This window comes from Bacillus sp. FSL M7-0003 (genome assembly GCF_038628485.1).
GTDB classification, from domain to species: Bacteria; Bacillota; Bacilli; order Bacillales; family Bacillaceae; genus Bacillus; species Bacillus safensis.
Map to the genome: position 1 here is coordinate 1,927,540 of NZ_CP152024.1, position 15,944 is coordinate 1,943,483.

Annotated in this window: 17 protein-coding genes; 4 read left to right on the plus strand and 13 right to left on the minus strand. The window is 41.5% G+C overall.

Features of this window, described 5'->3' with window-relative positions:
• Window position 1: 1 nt before the first annotated feature.
• Window positions 2-1,393 (minus strand): MFS transporter, encoded by a 1,392-nt coding sequence (locus MHI23_RS09655; protein WP_335371780.1) that lies wholly within the window; start codon window positions 1,391-1,393, stop codon window positions 2-4.
• A 514-nt stretch (window positions 1,394-1,907) separates the two neighbouring features.
• Window positions 1,908-2,240 (minus strand): chaperone CsaA, encoded by a 333-nt coding sequence (gene csaA / locus MHI23_RS09660; protein ID WP_076841059.1) that lies wholly within the window; start codon window positions 2,238-2,240, stop codon window positions 1,908-1,910.
• Window positions 2,241-2,484: 244 nt separating this feature from the next.
• Between csaA and MHI23_RS09665 the strand changes: the two genes are divergently transcribed.
• Entirely contained in the window at window positions 2,485-2,964 is a 480-nt protein-coding gene (locus MHI23_RS09665) for a site-2 protease family protein (protein ID WP_041109445.1), read from the plus strand.
• Here MHI23_RS09665 and MHI23_RS09670 read toward each other — a convergent pair.
• The 7 genes from MHI23_RS09670 to MHI23_RS09700 form a co-directional block, all read right to left on the minus strand.
• Window positions 2,954-4,585, minus strand: a complete 1,632-nt coding sequence (locus MHI23_RS09670) for a YndJ family protein (protein ID WP_342492472.1) — start codon at window positions 4,583-4,585, stop codon at window positions 2,954-2,956. The two genes, MHI23_RS09665 and MHI23_RS09670, sit on opposite strands and share 11 nt — an antisense overlap.
• Window positions 4,578-5,186 carry a DUF4166 domain-containing protein gene (locus tag MHI23_RS09675; protein WP_087975911.1) on the minus strand — a complete coding sequence of 203 codons (609 nt, stop codon included), beginning with the start codon at window positions 5,184-5,186 and terminating at the stop codon, window positions 4,578-4,580. The genes MHI23_RS09670 and MHI23_RS09675 overlap by 8 nt, the downstream gene beginning before the upstream one ends.
• Complete coding sequence (locus tag MHI23_RS09680; RefSeq protein WP_342491929.1) at window positions 5,149-6,030, minus strand: hypothetical protein; 882 nt, start codon at window positions 6,028-6,030, stop codon at window positions 5,149-5,151. Before MHI23_RS09680 ends, MHI23_RS09675 begins: the two co-directional genes overlap by 38 nt.
• Before the next feature lie 149 nt (window positions 6,031-6,179).
• Window positions 6,180-6,749 carry a WHG domain-containing protein gene (locus MHI23_RS09685; RefSeq protein ID WP_342491930.1) on the minus strand — a complete coding sequence of 190 codons (570 nt, stop codon included), beginning with the start codon at window positions 6,747-6,749 and terminating at the stop codon, window positions 6,180-6,182.
• A gap of 3 nt (window positions 6,750-6,752) precedes the next feature.
• The gene (locus MHI23_RS09690; RefSeq protein WP_342491931.1) at window positions 6,753-7,472 is read right to left on the minus strand and encodes an MBL fold metallo-hydrolase; all 720 of its coding nucleotides are present in this window, start codon (window positions 7,470-7,472) and stop codon (window positions 6,753-6,755) included.
• A 36-nt stretch (window positions 7,473-7,508) separates the two neighbouring features.
• Entirely contained in the window at window positions 7,509-7,982 is a 474-nt protein-coding gene (locus tag MHI23_RS09695) for a GyrI-like domain-containing protein (protein WP_342491932.1), read from the minus strand.
• A 54-nt stretch (window positions 7,983-8,036) separates the two neighbouring features.
• Entirely contained in the window at window positions 8,037-8,969 is a 933-nt protein-coding gene (locus tag MHI23_RS09700; protein ID WP_024428349.1) for a YafY family protein, read from the minus strand.
• A gap of 118 nt (window positions 8,970-9,087) precedes the next feature.
• Between MHI23_RS09700 and MHI23_RS09705 the strand changes: the two genes are divergently transcribed.
• Complete coding sequence (locus MHI23_RS09705; RefSeq protein WP_024422669.1) at window positions 9,088-9,612, plus strand: hypothetical protein; 525 nt, start codon at window positions 9,088-9,090, stop codon at window positions 9,610-9,612.
• 31 nt (window positions 9,613-9,643) lie between these two features.
• On the opposite strand, the gene czrA is transcribed toward MHI23_RS09705, so the two are convergent.
• Entirely contained in the window at window positions 9,644-9,973 is a 330-nt protein-coding gene (czrA, locus tag MHI23_RS09710) for a Zn(II)-responsive metalloregulatory transcriptional repressor CzrA (RefSeq protein WP_024422670.1), read from the minus strand.
• Between the two features lie 184 nt (window positions 9,974-10,157).
• Here czrA and MHI23_RS09715 point away from each other — a divergent pair, with 184 nt between their 5' ends.
• Entirely contained in the window at window positions 10,158-11,483 is a 1,326-nt protein-coding gene (locus tag MHI23_RS09715; protein WP_025093128.1) for an APC family permease, read from the plus strand.
• A 97-nt stretch (window positions 11,484-11,580) separates the two neighbouring features.
• Window positions 11,581-12,243 (plus strand): lysozyme family protein, encoded by a 663-nt coding sequence (locus MHI23_RS09720; protein ID WP_024422672.1) that lies wholly within the window; start codon window positions 11,581-11,583, stop codon window positions 12,241-12,243.
• 34 nt (window positions 12,244-12,277) lie between these two features.
• Here the strand turns inward: MHI23_RS09720 and prpB are convergent, their stop codons facing one another.
• From prpB to mmgD, 3 genes are read right to left on the minus strand one after another with little or no spacing between them, the layout of a single operon-like run.
• A complete protein-coding gene (gene prpB / locus MHI23_RS09725; protein WP_034621354.1) occupies window positions 12,278-13,195 on the minus strand; it encodes a methylisocitrate lyase in 918 nt (305 codons plus the stop codon).
• Between the two features lie 12 nt (window positions 13,196-13,207).
• Complete coding sequence (locus MHI23_RS09730; protein WP_024422674.1) at window positions 13,208-14,644, minus strand: bifunctional 2-methylcitrate dehydratase/aconitate hydratase; 1,437 nt, start codon at window positions 14,642-14,644, stop codon at window positions 13,208-13,210.
• A gap of 2 nt (window positions 14,645-14,646) precedes the next feature.
• Window positions 14,647-15,789 (minus strand): citrate synthase, encoded by a 1,143-nt coding sequence (mmgD, locus tag MHI23_RS09735; RefSeq protein WP_034621348.1) that lies wholly within the window; start codon window positions 15,787-15,789, stop codon window positions 14,647-14,649.
• Window positions 15,790-15,944: the final 155 nt, after the last annotated feature.

The following is a 15,944-nucleotide window of genomic DNA, read 5'->3' on the forward strand; positions in this document are numbered from 1 at the left end:
CCTACATTTTAAAATCGTCCATATGATCGATATACACTTTGTCTCTATTCTCAAGCTCCCGTACGACTTTTTTATGTTTTTCTTCGTCTAGGTTATAAAAATTAATATCCACCATCGCTAAAATCAGTAAGCATACAGGAATCACCGTTGTCGTGATTAAAATGCCCAGTAAAGCTTCTGATGTTTGCATTTGGTTCGCAACATAGCCAAAGCGATCGAGTACAAGCCCTGGCACAATCCCGCCTAATGCCATCCCAAATTTAAAGAAAAATCCGATGATGGCATAGATGAGCCCGCCCATTCTTTTTCCTGTTTTATATTCGCCATATTCAACGGTTTCAGGAATGAGCGCCCACATGTAAGCACCGGCTGTAATACTCCCTGCAGCTGCGACGAGCCTGAAAACAAGTATTAAAGTGATTTGACTCGGCGGTATCACAAGTAATGCAAGAAGACCTACAATATTCAGCAATAATGAATAATTCAGCAGCTTTTTCTTTCCTAACAGCTTGTGCAGTTTTGGAATAAACGGCAGCACCATTAATGCTGGTAGACTGCCAATGAGTCCGTACCATTTCACTAAATCTTCTCTGCCGAGGTTATACGTCACATAATAGATCCCAACTGAATTACTGATCGAATTCACGCCAAAAATAATAATAAAGAAAATGCTTAATACAACAAGCGGACGATTGACACGTAACTGCACAAAGATATCACTGAACTTAATTTTTTCCTCCGGCTTTTGAAGCGTGACACGTTCATTCGTGCTTTTAAAACAGAAAATAAGTAATGCACCGCCAAGAACGCCGAGAAAAGCCATCGTCATCTGCCAGCCGAGGGCTGTATTTCCTGTTTTATCACTCAAAAAAGTCGCAAGAAAAGGAACAAAAAAAGCAACAACTAGACCTCCGAGATTAGCAAAAAGCATACGAACAGACGTAATACTAACAACCTCTTGGTTATTTCTTGTCATTGCGGATGTTAAAGCACCATAAGGAACATTGATGAATGTGTATGTAAGCGATAAACCAACATACGTGATGTAGGCATAAACGAGTTTACCCATTTCAGAAAGATCAGGTGTTGTAAAGCAAAGGATAGCAAGTACCACAAAAGGAAACGCACCGAATAACAAGTAAGGTCTAAACCTGCCAAAACGGCTGTTCGTTCGATCCACCAATGCACCAATAAACGGATCTGCAAGCGCATCAATGGCGCGGACAACTAAAAACATCGTTCCTGCTGCCGCCGCTGATAAACCATACACATCTGTATAAAAAAATAATAGATACGTAGAGACAGTTGCATAAATTAAGTTACATGCGAAATCTCCTGAAGCATATCCCACTTTTTCAGACATACGAATCTTTTTTAAATTCTCACTTACCATGAGCTTTCTCCCTTCTTCTCTTAGCCTCTTCTAACAAACAGATGATGGAGGGCAGCAGCAGTCAATGCAAAGAATATAAAGCGCTTTCAATTTGTTGTAAAAATGAAGCTGAACATCTGATCCTTTCAGCTTAGCCCACATACACGGCAAATGATTTGAATGACAGAATCATCCCCTTTAATGGCCGGATTATCACTTGGAATTCATCTTAGTTTATCGGCTAAACAAACTAAGATGAATTCATTTTATAAAATCTGATCTGACTTTTCAATATTTTTTGAAAAAATAATCCAAATAATTGATTTCTTGTCATTTTTCCGGCTGAAATGACGTGAAAAACTGAAGTGAATCATTTAATGGTTGCAATTCAGCTCATCCCATGCTATATTTATCAAGCGATGAGCTGAATTGTGTAAGTCGGGTAACATGTCTCCTTGAGACACACACGAATGTGGCGTGTGGTTATTCCGCCTCAATACGCAAAAGACATCTTCTCAGGAAGATGTCTTTTTTCTTATCCTATTTTTGTTCCATTTTCAACAGGCTCATCTGTGGCTAGTAAAACCACGTCTTCTTTTGACGGCATGCCCCCTAAGACAAGCACTTCTGATTTGAACCCTGCAATTCTTCTTGGCGGAAAATTGACGACTGCTACGATTTGTCTGCCAATAAGACTCTCAGCCGTATAACGTTTTGTCAGCTGAGCACTGGATTGCTTTAGACCAATCTCTTCACCAAAATCAATCTTGAGTTTCAATGCAGGTACTCTTGCCTCTGCAAAGAATTCTGCTTCAATGACCGTCCCAACACGAATATCTAACGCCAAAAACTGTTCAATATCTGCCATCTGATTCTCTCCTTTTCATTCAAGGGTAGGTTCATTTACTAGAGTCATCTATTGTTTTTTCATTGTAGCACATTCATTTCGTAAAAAAGTGAGTCAAAAAGCCGATTCACCGCAAAAACCACCCTTTAGTTTACATAATGTTTTTATCGTCTTGTATTAAATGTTTGCATCCTGAAAATGAATTCAGTAAAATGGCAAATAATCCTACTGCTTCCTCCCAAATATATCAGGGAGGGGTTAACACTTGTTTACATTATCCGATATGTGGACGTTTTGCTGGTCGTTTTTCGTCATTCTTCCTATCGTTGCCATCCTGCATCAGCTTGGCCATATTATGGTCGCGTGGATGTTTGGCGCAAAGGTTTCTTTTGCTCTTGGCAGAGGCAAAAAAGTATTGAAAGTAGGCGTTGTTGAAATTAGACGAATCTATTTTCTAGATGCATTTTGCCACTATGAAGAAATGAGGAAAAATAACCGATTCTCGCACATTCTTGTCTACCTAGGCGGATCATTATGCAACCTGCTCAGTGTTCTCATACTGAATACAATGATCGCCAATGACATCCTGCCAGAACATCAATTTTTCTATCAATTTGCTTACTTCTCAGTCTACTATGTATTTTTTGCACTGCTGCCAGTCCAGTATGCAGATCATCATCCGAGTGATGGGCAAGCGATTGTGAACATCATTCGGCACGGTGAACCATGTGACATCATTGACTAACAGGGTGACTTTCACTGTCAATTTGATAATGAATCGTTAAAAAGAGAATACCGAATAGCTTCATTTGATGAACCGCTGTGAGACTTTTATCTGTCTCCGGCTTCATATGAAAGCTTTCTTCCATTGGCAGTTTCATGGTGATAAAAGACGTATGCAAATACAATCCTTCGTCACCGGTACTGCCTTTTGGACATGCACTTTTTAATAGAAAGTCTTCCTTTTCATTAAAAGGTTTTAAAATGGCGGTCAGCTGAGAATATGGAAGCGGCAGCGCAATATTCATATAGCCCGCAGCTGCATCGTGATGATGAGCATAAAGTGCAAAAAAGACCTGCTCTCCTTTTTCGTTATAACGAATCCACGCCCTGACATTCTTTCGCCCTTCTTTAGGATGTTGAAATGTAGTCAGACGCCCCTTCATTTTATAAGGGATACGAGATGTCCCCAAATAGAGCTGGCCTATTTTCTTAAACATGGGCTGAAGTAAAAAAACAAACGGCCTCACCCACCAATGAAAACAGACTGCTGCTTTTAACGTAAACGCCATCGGATTCTCATAAAACCTTCGAATCACAGGTGACACCCTATCAGCTGAAAATGTCGTTCCATTTAAATCATCAAGTGAATCGACTAAACCGAGGTTCTCTCGATCACCCATTCTTTCCTTTTGAAAAGAGAGCAAATGAAAACGGCCATGCACTTTTGATATCGGAAAGTCCTTCTGCTTCAATTGATCCTTTGGCCCTTCGATCAGCCATCCAATCAGACCTGGTAAAATAACAAAAAAGGCATTAATACTGCCATGAAACCAAATCATCTGATCAATGCTGATGTAGGTCACGCGCATGAGCATGCCAGCGGAATAAAGAAGAGATAGCACGATCGTTCCCATTAAGACGCAGCTAGAAAACACAATCAGCACTTTTGCCACAGTCGATCGAAACCTTGTTTTCATACAAAGAATACCGTACAAGTAGAGTGCAATGACATATAGCGTGACGCTGAACGTATCAAATAGATGAGAGAAGCTAATCCCAACAGCAATCATCACAGGCGACAGCAAAATTACCCAGCCTGCCGCTTTGTATAAAGCTGTCTCTTTTTCTCGATGTCTCCCTAATAATCCATAGAAAAGCGGGATAAAAAAAGCCGAGTAATGAAAATGAATAGCGGTCAAAAGCACGATGATTGGTGAAAAGGTCATCACCTGTATATCTGCCGTGTAGAGCCAAAACCACAGTCCGCCCAAAGCGAGATACATCCATGCACCACCCGTCATCAATTCATGAAGCGGAAAGAGTCCCCTTTTCAGCAAACGAGTAAAGCCATATAACGCCAAAAGAATCGTATACAAAAACCATCCCGATGCAAACAAGGCAGAATGATAGATAAATGCAGCCGTTGCACAAAGAGCAGCTAATGGAAAGGCTTTCATTAAAAAGCCGAGCAGTATCCCCGGCTTATTCTCACTCTCTTCCTTTACAAAAAAGGCTAAAACTGCAGGAAGGTAAAACAGAATGGCTATCAGTACAAATAACTCTGCTACCGGACCTGTCATCAAACGGGTGGCGATAAAACAGCACATGAAGACGAGGCTTGATAACAAATGCCATTTATTCATCATGAGACATCACCCTTTCAGTAAACCGGCCTTTATATGTAAAAAGGGTCCCAAACAGTCGATTTTTCACATGCACATCAATGGTATACTCACCCGTGTGCTCCTCATAGCCTTCTGTGACATCTGACACACCGTAAAGCCATGAAGGCAGCGGCCACTCACGTCCTAACATCAACAGCTTCTGCCGGCCGGATTGAATGTGAAGGAACCCATGCTTTGTTACTGTAAAATGAAGCTCTGACATAAGAAGTCTAGGCTTTCCAAAATAGTCTAGTACTTTATGACTCTTCTCATCAATGATCATATCTGCATCAAAGTGCCGTTCCTTCTTTGGGAAATAAAACGTACGAAACCAGTGCATGCCTTCCTCTCCCTTATTTGTCATAAAGGGTTTATTCACAATCCGGAAAGGAATGTTTTTTCCTCTCTCAGGGAAAAAACAGCGAAAGAGTGGACCAATTTTGAAGAAAAATCGAATGAGCCTCGTTCCGCCGCCTATTTCTTCCATAGTGCCTTCAGCGGTAAACGCACGGTTGTATCTCTCTTTTAATTTTGGATGAAGCTTATCGTATTCCTTTACTTGATGACGATGAACGACCATGTCTATCTCCCCTTTTTCGTTTGATCGAAAATACGTCTATACAATCTTTTAAATTAATCATTCCTGCAATGGATAGGATCAAAAATGCACTCATCACAAGCGGCTCATGGAGTGTCGTTTGGGGGGATAGGATCCCGATACAAAGCATCATCAGCAGAAACACACTTTGAAGAATGAACAAATATTTCTTTGATAGCTTAGGTATCAGCCATGATACGCCTATAAGGGCATAAAACAACCGAAATCCGGTGCTATGATCAAAAGCAGAATGTGAAAAAGGGATAACCGCTTGACATAGCCAAACGATGGCAAACAGCAAACAAATTCCATAATGGGCAAGTGTTCTCTCCAGTAACAACCGAGGGTGCGTACCCTTTTCAAGCCACGTCTTTAGTGCGCCAAAACTAAAGGCCGTCATAAACCCCATCATCGGGCGAAAAAGAAATCGATCTGCCCACGCCCATCCTTTTCCTTCTTTCGGTTCATAATCAAATTGCGTTTGAAACACAATATGATCGTTCGTTTTCACATATTTCCAATAGCCGCCGCCTTCTTTGATAAAAGACAACGGGTGTGACGATTTGAATTTAAGCGAGGATGCCCGTTCATTCCGTTCATCCATCATTCTTGTTCGATATGCTCCTGTCCCTGTGACACTTACACCAAATCCAAGATGCTTTTCATACAAAAAGGTTTGGGGCTGTTCATCTTGAGGTCCATTTAATGAAATGGTTGAAAAGCGCAAATCCCACTGTTCATGAAGCTTTGGATTTTGCGTATATTCCCATACTTTCTCTAAAGGTGCATGAATGGTTGTTTCCACATAAACAGGCTTTCTTTTCATCTGCCTCTACTCCTCTATGTGAATTATTTCACATAATAAGCATACCATGTTTCACAAAACTGTCAAATCTTTATTCGTTTTTCTCGCAAAAAAATGGTTCCAGAAGGATGCTTCTCTATGATATCAGTTCACTGTAAAAAAAAGACCTGTCAAATAGACAGATCTTCTTTTTGCAATACACCTGTGATATAGAGCCGAACCGCATAGCTCACACTTTCTTCAAGCTGTTCTTTTCGTTGAAATCCCTTTTTATTAGAAATATCACCGAAGCCGTGCAGTAAGCTTCTCAGTCCTCTGACGACATGCGTCATTTCTTCTTTTACACCAAAGCGTGACATAATGGATTGGACAAACTGAACAAGGCGCTCTGCTGCAAGACGTACTTCTTTTTCGTTCATATGTGAAAAGGCAGCTTCATAAAGACCGGGGTGTGTTCGGACAAATTGCACATATTGTCTGGCAAAGGCTAAAACAGCTTCTTCTTTTTCTAGCCCCTCTGTGACTTGCATCCCTTCCTCACAAAGCATGGAGAGCCCCTTTACTGCGAGTGCTGCCTGAATCTCATGAAGGCCGGATACATGATTATAAAGAGAAGGCGGCCTGATATTCAGTCTTTTAGACAATGTAGCAATAGTCAAAGCGGAGAAGCCCTCTTCATCAACAAATGCAGCCGCTGTATCCATAATTTTTTCTTGTGTAATTCCCATTCTTGGCGACACGGTTTACTGCCCTCCTTTTATTAGCTGGTGCTGTCTTTTTTTAACGGCAGCTTGAAGCTTTTCATGAGGCTCTATGATAAGGTCACCATGTCCTGCAGCAAGACAGGATATGCTCAGCGCTAGTAATTTTTCAGCGCTTTTTAATGCGGTTTCTGCATCCCATGTGGCAAATGCCGGGAACGGGAAGCTCCACCGAAACTCACCTGTAACCGATAAGTCCCCTTTTGTCACAAGGGCATCCCCTGCAATGACAACTCCTGACCTTTCATCGTATAAAGAAATGCTGCCGGGTGTATGCCCTGGTGTTGCAATCACTTTGAGCGGCCCAATCTCATCTCCTTCTTCGACAAGTACATCTGGTTTTGTATGAATATTTTTCATAAAACTGCCTTTAATTTTTTGCTGAGGTTCATCAGGGAGCAAGGAAAAGTCACCTTCAAAAAGGCGTGCATCACGTTTTGATAAATAGACAACTGCCTCTGGAAAAGCCTTCTTCACCTCATCTAATGCGCCGATATGATCCATATGGCTATGAGTGAGAATAATCTTATGAATAGGTTTGTTCTTTTTACGGGCAAATTCGATGATCGAGTTTGCCGCCATTTTTAAAGCAGCATCAATTAAGATGAGTCCTTCCTCTTCCTCAAAGACATAGCAATTTACCGGAAATAATCGCGGCATCAATGTAAGCTGGTGCAGACGGTCAAAAGTTGTTAATCTCATGATTGTCCTCCTAAAACTAATATCGTTAGTTTTATATTAACTAATGGTATTAATTTTAGCAATCATTTTTTCATCAACCGCAATATAAATATCAATTTGCGCTTCTTTTGGATCAATAGATCTTTCATCATACCATTCAAAATCACCTGTATAAGTGCGGTATTGACGCTGATCCCACGTCCAAATCTTGTGCCATGTTTCAAGCACGACCTCTTCAATCGGTCCTTTTCTCGTTTGAAATCTTGCGTAGGTGGACGCAGGAATCTCTTTTACATGTTCGATCTGCTGATCCGCAAATTGCCCAGCTGTAAATAAATAAGAACCATGTTCATCTTTTTCATAATCTGAATACAGCCCTATGACTGGAGCTTGTCCCCCATGTAGCTGCTGCGCAAAAAAATCCTGCCAGAGCGGCGCAATCTTCCGCTCTTTTGTTTTCTCTATTTCATTTGTTGTTCGAACAGACAACCCTTTGATCCATTGTTTCTCTAATGTGACGATATCGTACATACATTCTCATCTCCTTTTCTCCCATCATATAAAAAGAAACCTGACAACAGTGTGTCAAGTTTCTAATCGCTTCATAAATTGTTTTAATTGGAGATCAAATGCTTCCTTGATGTGCTGAGGTGAAACAATGTCGACGTCCGGTCCTAAATGGAATAGGAAACTGTGCAGCCAATCATCTTGCGGCACAGTCAATGCTGCCAGATAGGTTCCGTCTGAACATATGATCAATTCGTTCTCATCCACCCATTCCTTCACTTTGCCAACTGATGCTTCCGTTAACCTGAGCGTGAGGGTTGTGACTGAAGGTTCTTCATGCCAAGAGTCATTCCAAGGCTTCTCTTCATTTTTGATTCTTTTCGGCCTGAAATATGCTGAAATGGTGATGAGGTCTGTCATTCTGGTCAGCTTGAATAGACGAAAATCATGTTTCACACAACAAAACGCATACAAGTACCAATGCCTTCCTTTTAAGACAAGCGTATAAGGCTCCACTTTACGTGGAAGTGTTTCACCTTTTGCGTTGCGATAAGTGAATTGAATGAATTGATGCGCGGAAGCAGCGGTATGGATCAGCTGAAGCTTCTTTTCTGCCTGGCTGTCTTTCCCCCATGAGCTTAAATCAATAAAGACATGGTGCTGTTTCTCGCTTTCATCACTTTGTGGAGGAATGAGAGATTTGATTTTTTTCAGTACATGTTCACTTTCTTTAAAGGAGTATGCACTCGTCATGCTTTCAAGGGCAGTTAAAATAAGCTCAATGTCATCATCGGTAAATAATTTTTTCTCTAAACGATAGTCGTCAACAAGCGAAATGCCTCCGCCTGCTCCTTGTGTTGTCACAATAGGAATCCCGGCTTGATTGATGGTCTCAATATCGCGATAAATCGTCCTTACGCTCACTTCGTGAAGTTCAGCAAGGTCTTTCGCTTGTATTTGCTTTTTGCTAATGAGCAGCATCACAATAGACAAAATACGATCGATTTTCATGCCTTTTCCTCTTTTTCATAAATGTAGGTTTTGATTTGATAAAAAATGAAAGAATGGTAAAGATAAGGAACAGCCAGCATTCGTTTACATCCCTGCACATGCAGGAGGAGGTTGCATCATGACACATCACGTGTGGCAGTTATTCATCATTGGGAGCATTATGCTGATCTGCATCATTTTTCGAATGAATCGAATGAGACGATATCAGCTTGTGCGCCCGATCAGTCTTTTGATGAGAATGTATGTATTTGGACTCACTGCCCTTATTCTCTTATTAGAAGGCTGGCAAAATCACAGCATTTTCATCTATGCCGCTATTGGTATGCTCTTTGGAAGCAGTCTGGCCGTTCATGCCTATGAGACGATCCGCATGAAAGAAGAAAATGGCCGTCTTTACGTGAAAACGAGTAAATGGATTGAAAGCTTCATTTTATGTTTATTTTTATCTCGACTTAGTTTTAAGCTGGGTGAGCTGACGAACCATTCGCTCACAAAGATTGGTGTCGTTGAACTGTATCAGCATATTGTGAGTGATGATGCCATGACCATGCTCAGCTTTTTTCTGTTAGCTGCTTACTATGTCGTTTTTTCTTATCAAATGATGAAAGCAGGTAAACGATCAACACGTATGCATCATGCGTAAAAACCTTCCTACTCATATAGGAAGGTTTTTATTAGTCATGCTGTGCATGATGAATCATTTGTTCAAGTACTTCCATCACATGCTGATCTTCAGGACTGTAAAAGATCGATGTCCCTGCTCGTCTAGATTTCACGAGACGAAGGTTTTTTAAAAAGCGCAGCTGATGAGAAACTGTTGATTGCATGAGATTCAGCGTTTCTGCGATATCATTTACCGAGTATTCACCTTGAGACAAGAGGTGCAGAATACGAATACGTGTCGGATCAGATAAGGCTTTAAACGTTTGGGAGACAAGAAATAAACTTTCTTCATCCAGCTCCATCCGTTCCTGTTCTTGATTTGTATTCAGTTCTTCCTTCATTTCGCTTCACCTTTCTTGTTAGTCAAATCACGACTTATTCTATGTATCATCATATACTAAAACGTCCGGCGTGCAAAGCGGGCACACTTTAAACAAAAGATTTATTCAAATAGCATTGACACTTGGTAGCATTCTTTTTAAAATGAGCATTATTTATTCATTTTTAGAGGAGCTGATAGGCAAATTGACTGAAGAGCCAAGACTAAAACGCAGCCTGACTGTCTTTCCACTTGTTGTGATCGGGCTTGCTTATATGGATCCACTTGTCGTATTTGATTCATACGGCATTGTTGCTCAGCTGACGAAAGGACACGTCGCTGCAGCTTATATATTTACGTTGCTGGCATTACTATTGACAGCGCTTAGCTATGGGAATATGGTGAAGGCTTTTCCAAAAGCAGGATCTGCTTATACATATGCGCAAAAAAGTATTCATCCTCATGTCGGCTTCCTTGTGGGCTGGACACTCTTACTGGATTATTTATTTCTGCCTATGGTGAATTTTGCGATCGGAAGTGCTTATTTAACCGCAGCCTTTCCTGATGTACCTCATTACATTTGGATCATCATACTTGCTATCGCCATAACGACTGTCAATGTCATCGGTATACGGCTTACAGCCAACATTACGGCGCTGTTTGTGACATTTCAGGTCATTGTCGCCGTCACCTTTGTTGGATTTGTTATTTATGGGCTCACGCAAAACGCTGGCAGTGGAGAGTTATTGTCAGCCCGGCCTTTTTATTCAGCGAGCTTAGATCCAGCGCTTATTTTTTCAGGAGCGACCATTTTATGTTTCTCCTTTCTAGGATTTGATGCCATTTCCACTATGTCTGAGGAAACCATTAAACCAAAAAAGACGATTCCGCTTGCCATTTTCTTAACAGTTGCGATTGGAGGCGTACTGTTTACTTTGACGTCTTATTTTTTGCAGCAGGTGTTTCCAAATTTTCAGCAGTTCAAACATCCTGATGCAGCCTCACTTGAAATTGCAGAATTCGTGGGCGGCGCATTTCTCCACTCGTTCTTTTTAGCTGGCACAATGGTCGCTGTCATTTCTTCCTCCTTATCGTCACATGCGAGTGCAGCAAGGCTTTTATATGCAATGGGAAGAGATCAATCGTTACCAAAGCGTTTCTTCGGGTATATTCATCCGAGATTAAAAACCCCTGTTTTTAATATTTTGTTAATCGGAGCTTTCTCATTAACCGCAGTCGTTGGCGAACTTGAAGTCATTTATTCCTTTATCAGCTTCGGCGCCTTAATTGGATTTACCTTTGTGAATTTGTCTGTTTTTGCGTACTTTTTCGTCAAACAAAAACAAAGAGGTGTACTGAATACATTGAGATATGCCGTGATCCCTCTATGCGGGACGGCGTTTTGCATTTGGCTGTTAACGAGCATCAGTACAAATGCATTAATCATTGGCTTGATTTGGCTAATTATCGGTTTTGTTTATTTCTGCTTCAGGCTGAAAACAAGATCTGAATTTACGTTTGGATATGATTGATTATAAGGTTTTCACTTGGTATCCTGCACAGGATATGGCATAATGAAAAGGCTGTACTTCCCTTTTAAAAGCGGGGCAAAACAGGGGTGAACTGACCTTGAAAAAGAAAAAAACAGGATGTTTTGCCATTTCAGGCTGTTTCACGATTTTTCTCTTTGTTTTCGTATTAGCAGCCATTGCCATCTCCTTTAATCAAAAGGAGTTAAAAAAGCTGCCGATTGATACGGAATCAATTGTTTTGTCGAGATTGGATGATTACAAACCGCTTGTAGAAACAGAGTTAAGAGATCAAGATTTAGATCAGTATACCGGGTTAATCCTCGGTATGATGTATCAAGAATCAAAAGGCAGGGGCGGAGATCCAATGCAGGCCTCTGAATCTCTTGGTTTGAAACGAAATGAAATCAATGACCCTGAGAAAAGCATTAAACAAGGAGTCCATCATTTTTCGACTATGTACAAGCATGGGAAGAAAAAAGGCGTTGATTTGGAAACCATTATTCAAAGCTATAACATGGGAATCGGCTATATTGATTTTGTTGCAAAAAACGGGGGAAAACATTCCGAGAAACTGGCAAAGCAATACTCCAAAAAGCAAGTGAAACGAAACCCCGAGGTCTATACGTGCGGCGGCAATAAAGATAACTTCCGCTATCCGTATTGCTACGGTGACTTCACTTACGCTGAAAAAGTAAAAGAAAAAACGAAAACAGTTGAAGAAAAGATGAAATTGGCTTCTTCATCCACACCATCATCGTAAAAAAAGCACTTCCGTCAAGGAAGTGCTTTTCATTTTATCGCTGTTCTTTCCCAATTTCCGGGAGGATCGTTTTTGCTAAATGCTGGTCCATTTCCTCATATTCATCATAATGAATCGTTTCATACAGCTCTTTTCTCGTTTGCATATCCCCAAGTATCCCCTGCTGCGTTCCCTTTTCCATGATTTCTGTAAATAAACGCTCATACGCTTTTGCAGCAACTCTAAGTGATGACACAGGGTAAATGACCATTTGAAAGCCAAATATAGAAAATTCATCTGCATGATAATAAGGCGTCTTGCCAAACTCCGTCATGTTTGCAAGGAGCGGACCTTTAATATGGTTTGACGCATGCGTGAAGTCCTCTGCTGTAATGAGTGCCTCAGGAAAAATAGCATCAGCTCCTGCTTCTACGTAAAGATTGGCCCGGCGGATGACATCCTCCATTCCATTTACGGACTTTGCATCGGTTCTCGCAATCACCAAAAGCGTTGGTGCCGCTTGTTTGATGGCTTTGATTTTTGCGACCATTTCTTCTACTGGAACGAGTGATTTCCCGTTTAAATGCCCGCATTTTTTCGGCATTTGCTGATCTTCAATTTGAACAGCTGCCACTTTGCTCTCAACCATTTCTTTTGCCGCTCTTGCTGCATTTAAAACACCGCCATAACCTGTGTCCATATCGACCAAAAGCGGCAGCTGGGAAGCTCGAATAATCTCCTTCGCTTTTTCAGCCATTTCTGTTGAATGGATCATGCCGAGGTCTGGCAGTCCTTTGCTGGCACAAAAAGCGGCACCTGATAAATAGAGCCCTTGAAAGCCCATTTTTTTCGCATAGAGCGCAGACATTCCATCGTGAACGCCTGTAATTTGAAATAAAGCTGATTTGTTCATTTGTTCTTTAAAGGCTGCGGCTAAATCAGCCTGACTTCTTTCTTCATTCACGATCCACACGCTAGCTCCCCCTTATATGACGAATAAGTCCATAAATGCTGGTACTGTTGTTGTTTTTAATTGATTTGGATTTTGGCAGAGTGACACAATTTGATCCACTTGCTTTTGTGGAAACCTTGTCTTTAAATGATAGACCCATTTCTTTTCAAGCAGCGGAATGCCTTCCTGTCTTCTTCTGCGGTGACCAAGCGGGTATTCAATTTCAATTCGGTCTGTCATCGTCCCGTCTTTAAAGAAAATTTGTACACAGTTTGCAATCGATCTCTTTTTCGGATCTAAATAATCCTCTGTGTAACGTTTATCCTCTTTCACAATCATTCGGTCACGAAGACGATCAATGGCTGGATTTTGCGCCGTTTCTTCTTCATAATGGTCAGCTGTTAGTTCACCATAGATCAGTCCAATAGCTGTAATATACTGCAAGCAATGATCACGGTCTGCCGGATTATAAAGCGGACCTTTCTTATCAATAATCCGAATCGCTGACTCATGTGTCGTAATCTCTACCCGGTCAATTTCATCTAAACGATCTTTTACAGCGTCATGCAGCATCACAGCCGCCTCTGCAGCTGTCTGTGCATGAAACTCAGCAGGATAAGCAATTTTGAAAAGAACATTTTCTATGACGTATGATCCAAGGGGCTGGGCGAGCGTAAGTGGTTTTCCTTTCATAAGAACATCTTCAAAGCCCCACTTCTCTGCACTGAGAGGCGTTTGATAACCCATTTCCCCTTTACGTGTCATCATTGCCAGCCTCACTCCGCGGCTTGTTGCATCCCCTGCTGCCCATGATTTCCTCGATCCTGTGTTTGGGGCGTGGCGATACGTCCTAAGCGGGGAATTATCAACAAACGCTTGTGATAACACATGCTGGACCTCTTCCTTTGTTCCGCCAAGCATTGCACACACAACTGCACTTGTTGCCACTTTGACAAATAACACATGGTCCAATCCATTTCGATTTAGACAATTTTCTAAAGCAAGGACACCTTGAATTTCATGTGCCTTGACGATTGCATGCAGTACGTCATTCATCGTTAGCGGCTCTTCTCCGTTTGCAAGGCGTGTTCTGCTGATATAATCACTTACAGCTAATATTCCGCCTAAGTTATCTGACGGATGCCCCCACTCCTGTGCAAGCCACGTGTCATTATAATCTAACCAGCGGATCATACAGCCAATATCAAAAGCCGCTTGAACAGGATCTAGCACAAATGAAGTGCCTGGAACTCTTGCTCCGTTAGGCACAACAGTTCCAGGTACGATAGGTCCAAGGTGCTTCGTACATTCTGGAAAATTAAGAGCCAGCATTCCGCACCCGAGCGTGTCTATGAGCACATACCGCGCGGTTTCAATGGCCTCTTTGCTTGTAATTTCTCCGTCTACTGCATAGGCAGCGATTTCTTCTAATAGCTGATCTGTTTGATTGGCGACTGCTGTTTTGTTCATGTTCATTCCCCCGTTTTTCCATCATCATTTGAAACCTTTAATCCTCTTGGCCCTAAATACCGGACTCTCGGTCTAAAAATGCGATTATGCAAATGCTGTTCAATAACATGTGCGGCTAATCCGCTAGCTCTTGCAGCAAAGAAAATGGGTGTATAAAGTGAAATAGGAATTCCGAGCACGTAATAAATCGGTGCAGCATAATAATCAAGATTTGGATAAAGGTTTTTCTGCTCTTTCATGTATGCCTCTCCTGCTACACACATGTCATATAGCGTTGTATCTCCCTTTGATTCAGTAAGCGTTTTCAATGAACGTTTTAAAAGAGCGGCTCGCGGGTCCATTTTTCTCATGTATACTCTGTGGCCAAAGCCCATCATTTTTTCTTTTGCAGCTAATTTTCGTTCAATGAGCGCAAGAAATCCTTCTGTTGTTTTTCCTTCAAGAAGCATGTGCATGACAGCTTCATTTGCTCCTCCGTGGAGGTCACCTTTTAATGAAGAGATCGCTCCAGTAAATGCACCGTACATGTCAGAATGCGTGGATGCAATCACTCTAGCCGCAAACGTTGAATTCGGCAGCTCATGTTCGCTATATAATGTGAGTGTTTGGTCAAAAGCGGTAATTTCGTCTTGTGTCGGGGTGCGTCCAGTTAGCATGGATAAAAAGTTTTCAGTGTAGGATTTGGTCTGATCTGGAGAAATAGCGGCGTCTTTTGTGAGAATATAATAGCTTCCAGCAACAATGGCCGGCAGCTGTCCTAGTAATCGAACTGCACGCCTTTCTTGGCACGCTTCAGATCGATCATGTAATGCGTCATCATACCCTGCAAGAGCAGATAAACACGTTCTCATCGCATCCATAGGGTGAGTGGTTTTTGGAAGATTCGTTAATATGGTTTGAATGGTTGGATGTAAGTTCGTTTGTGAGGATATATCTTGCTGAAATTGGTGATATTCCATCTTATCTGGTAATCTTCCATAAATAAGCAGATAGGCTGTTTCTAAATATGTCTTGTTTTGTGCCAGCTCAATGAGGTCGTACCCGCGAATCACAATTTCCTCTTGCTCCACATCTAAGTATGATATGGACGTTTCGCTTGCCACAATGTCTTCAAGCCCCGGTTTATACTGCAATTGTTCAGTCATCATATAACCCCCGTTTCGTCCAATTGTTGATCTCCAAACGAGCAAACGGCCAGAAATGATGTGAATCTATAGATGGGAAGATACCGTGCTAGTCGGATATCCAATTTCCATTCTATCCAAAGCACTTCATCTTGTAAATAAAAGAACGTATGTCC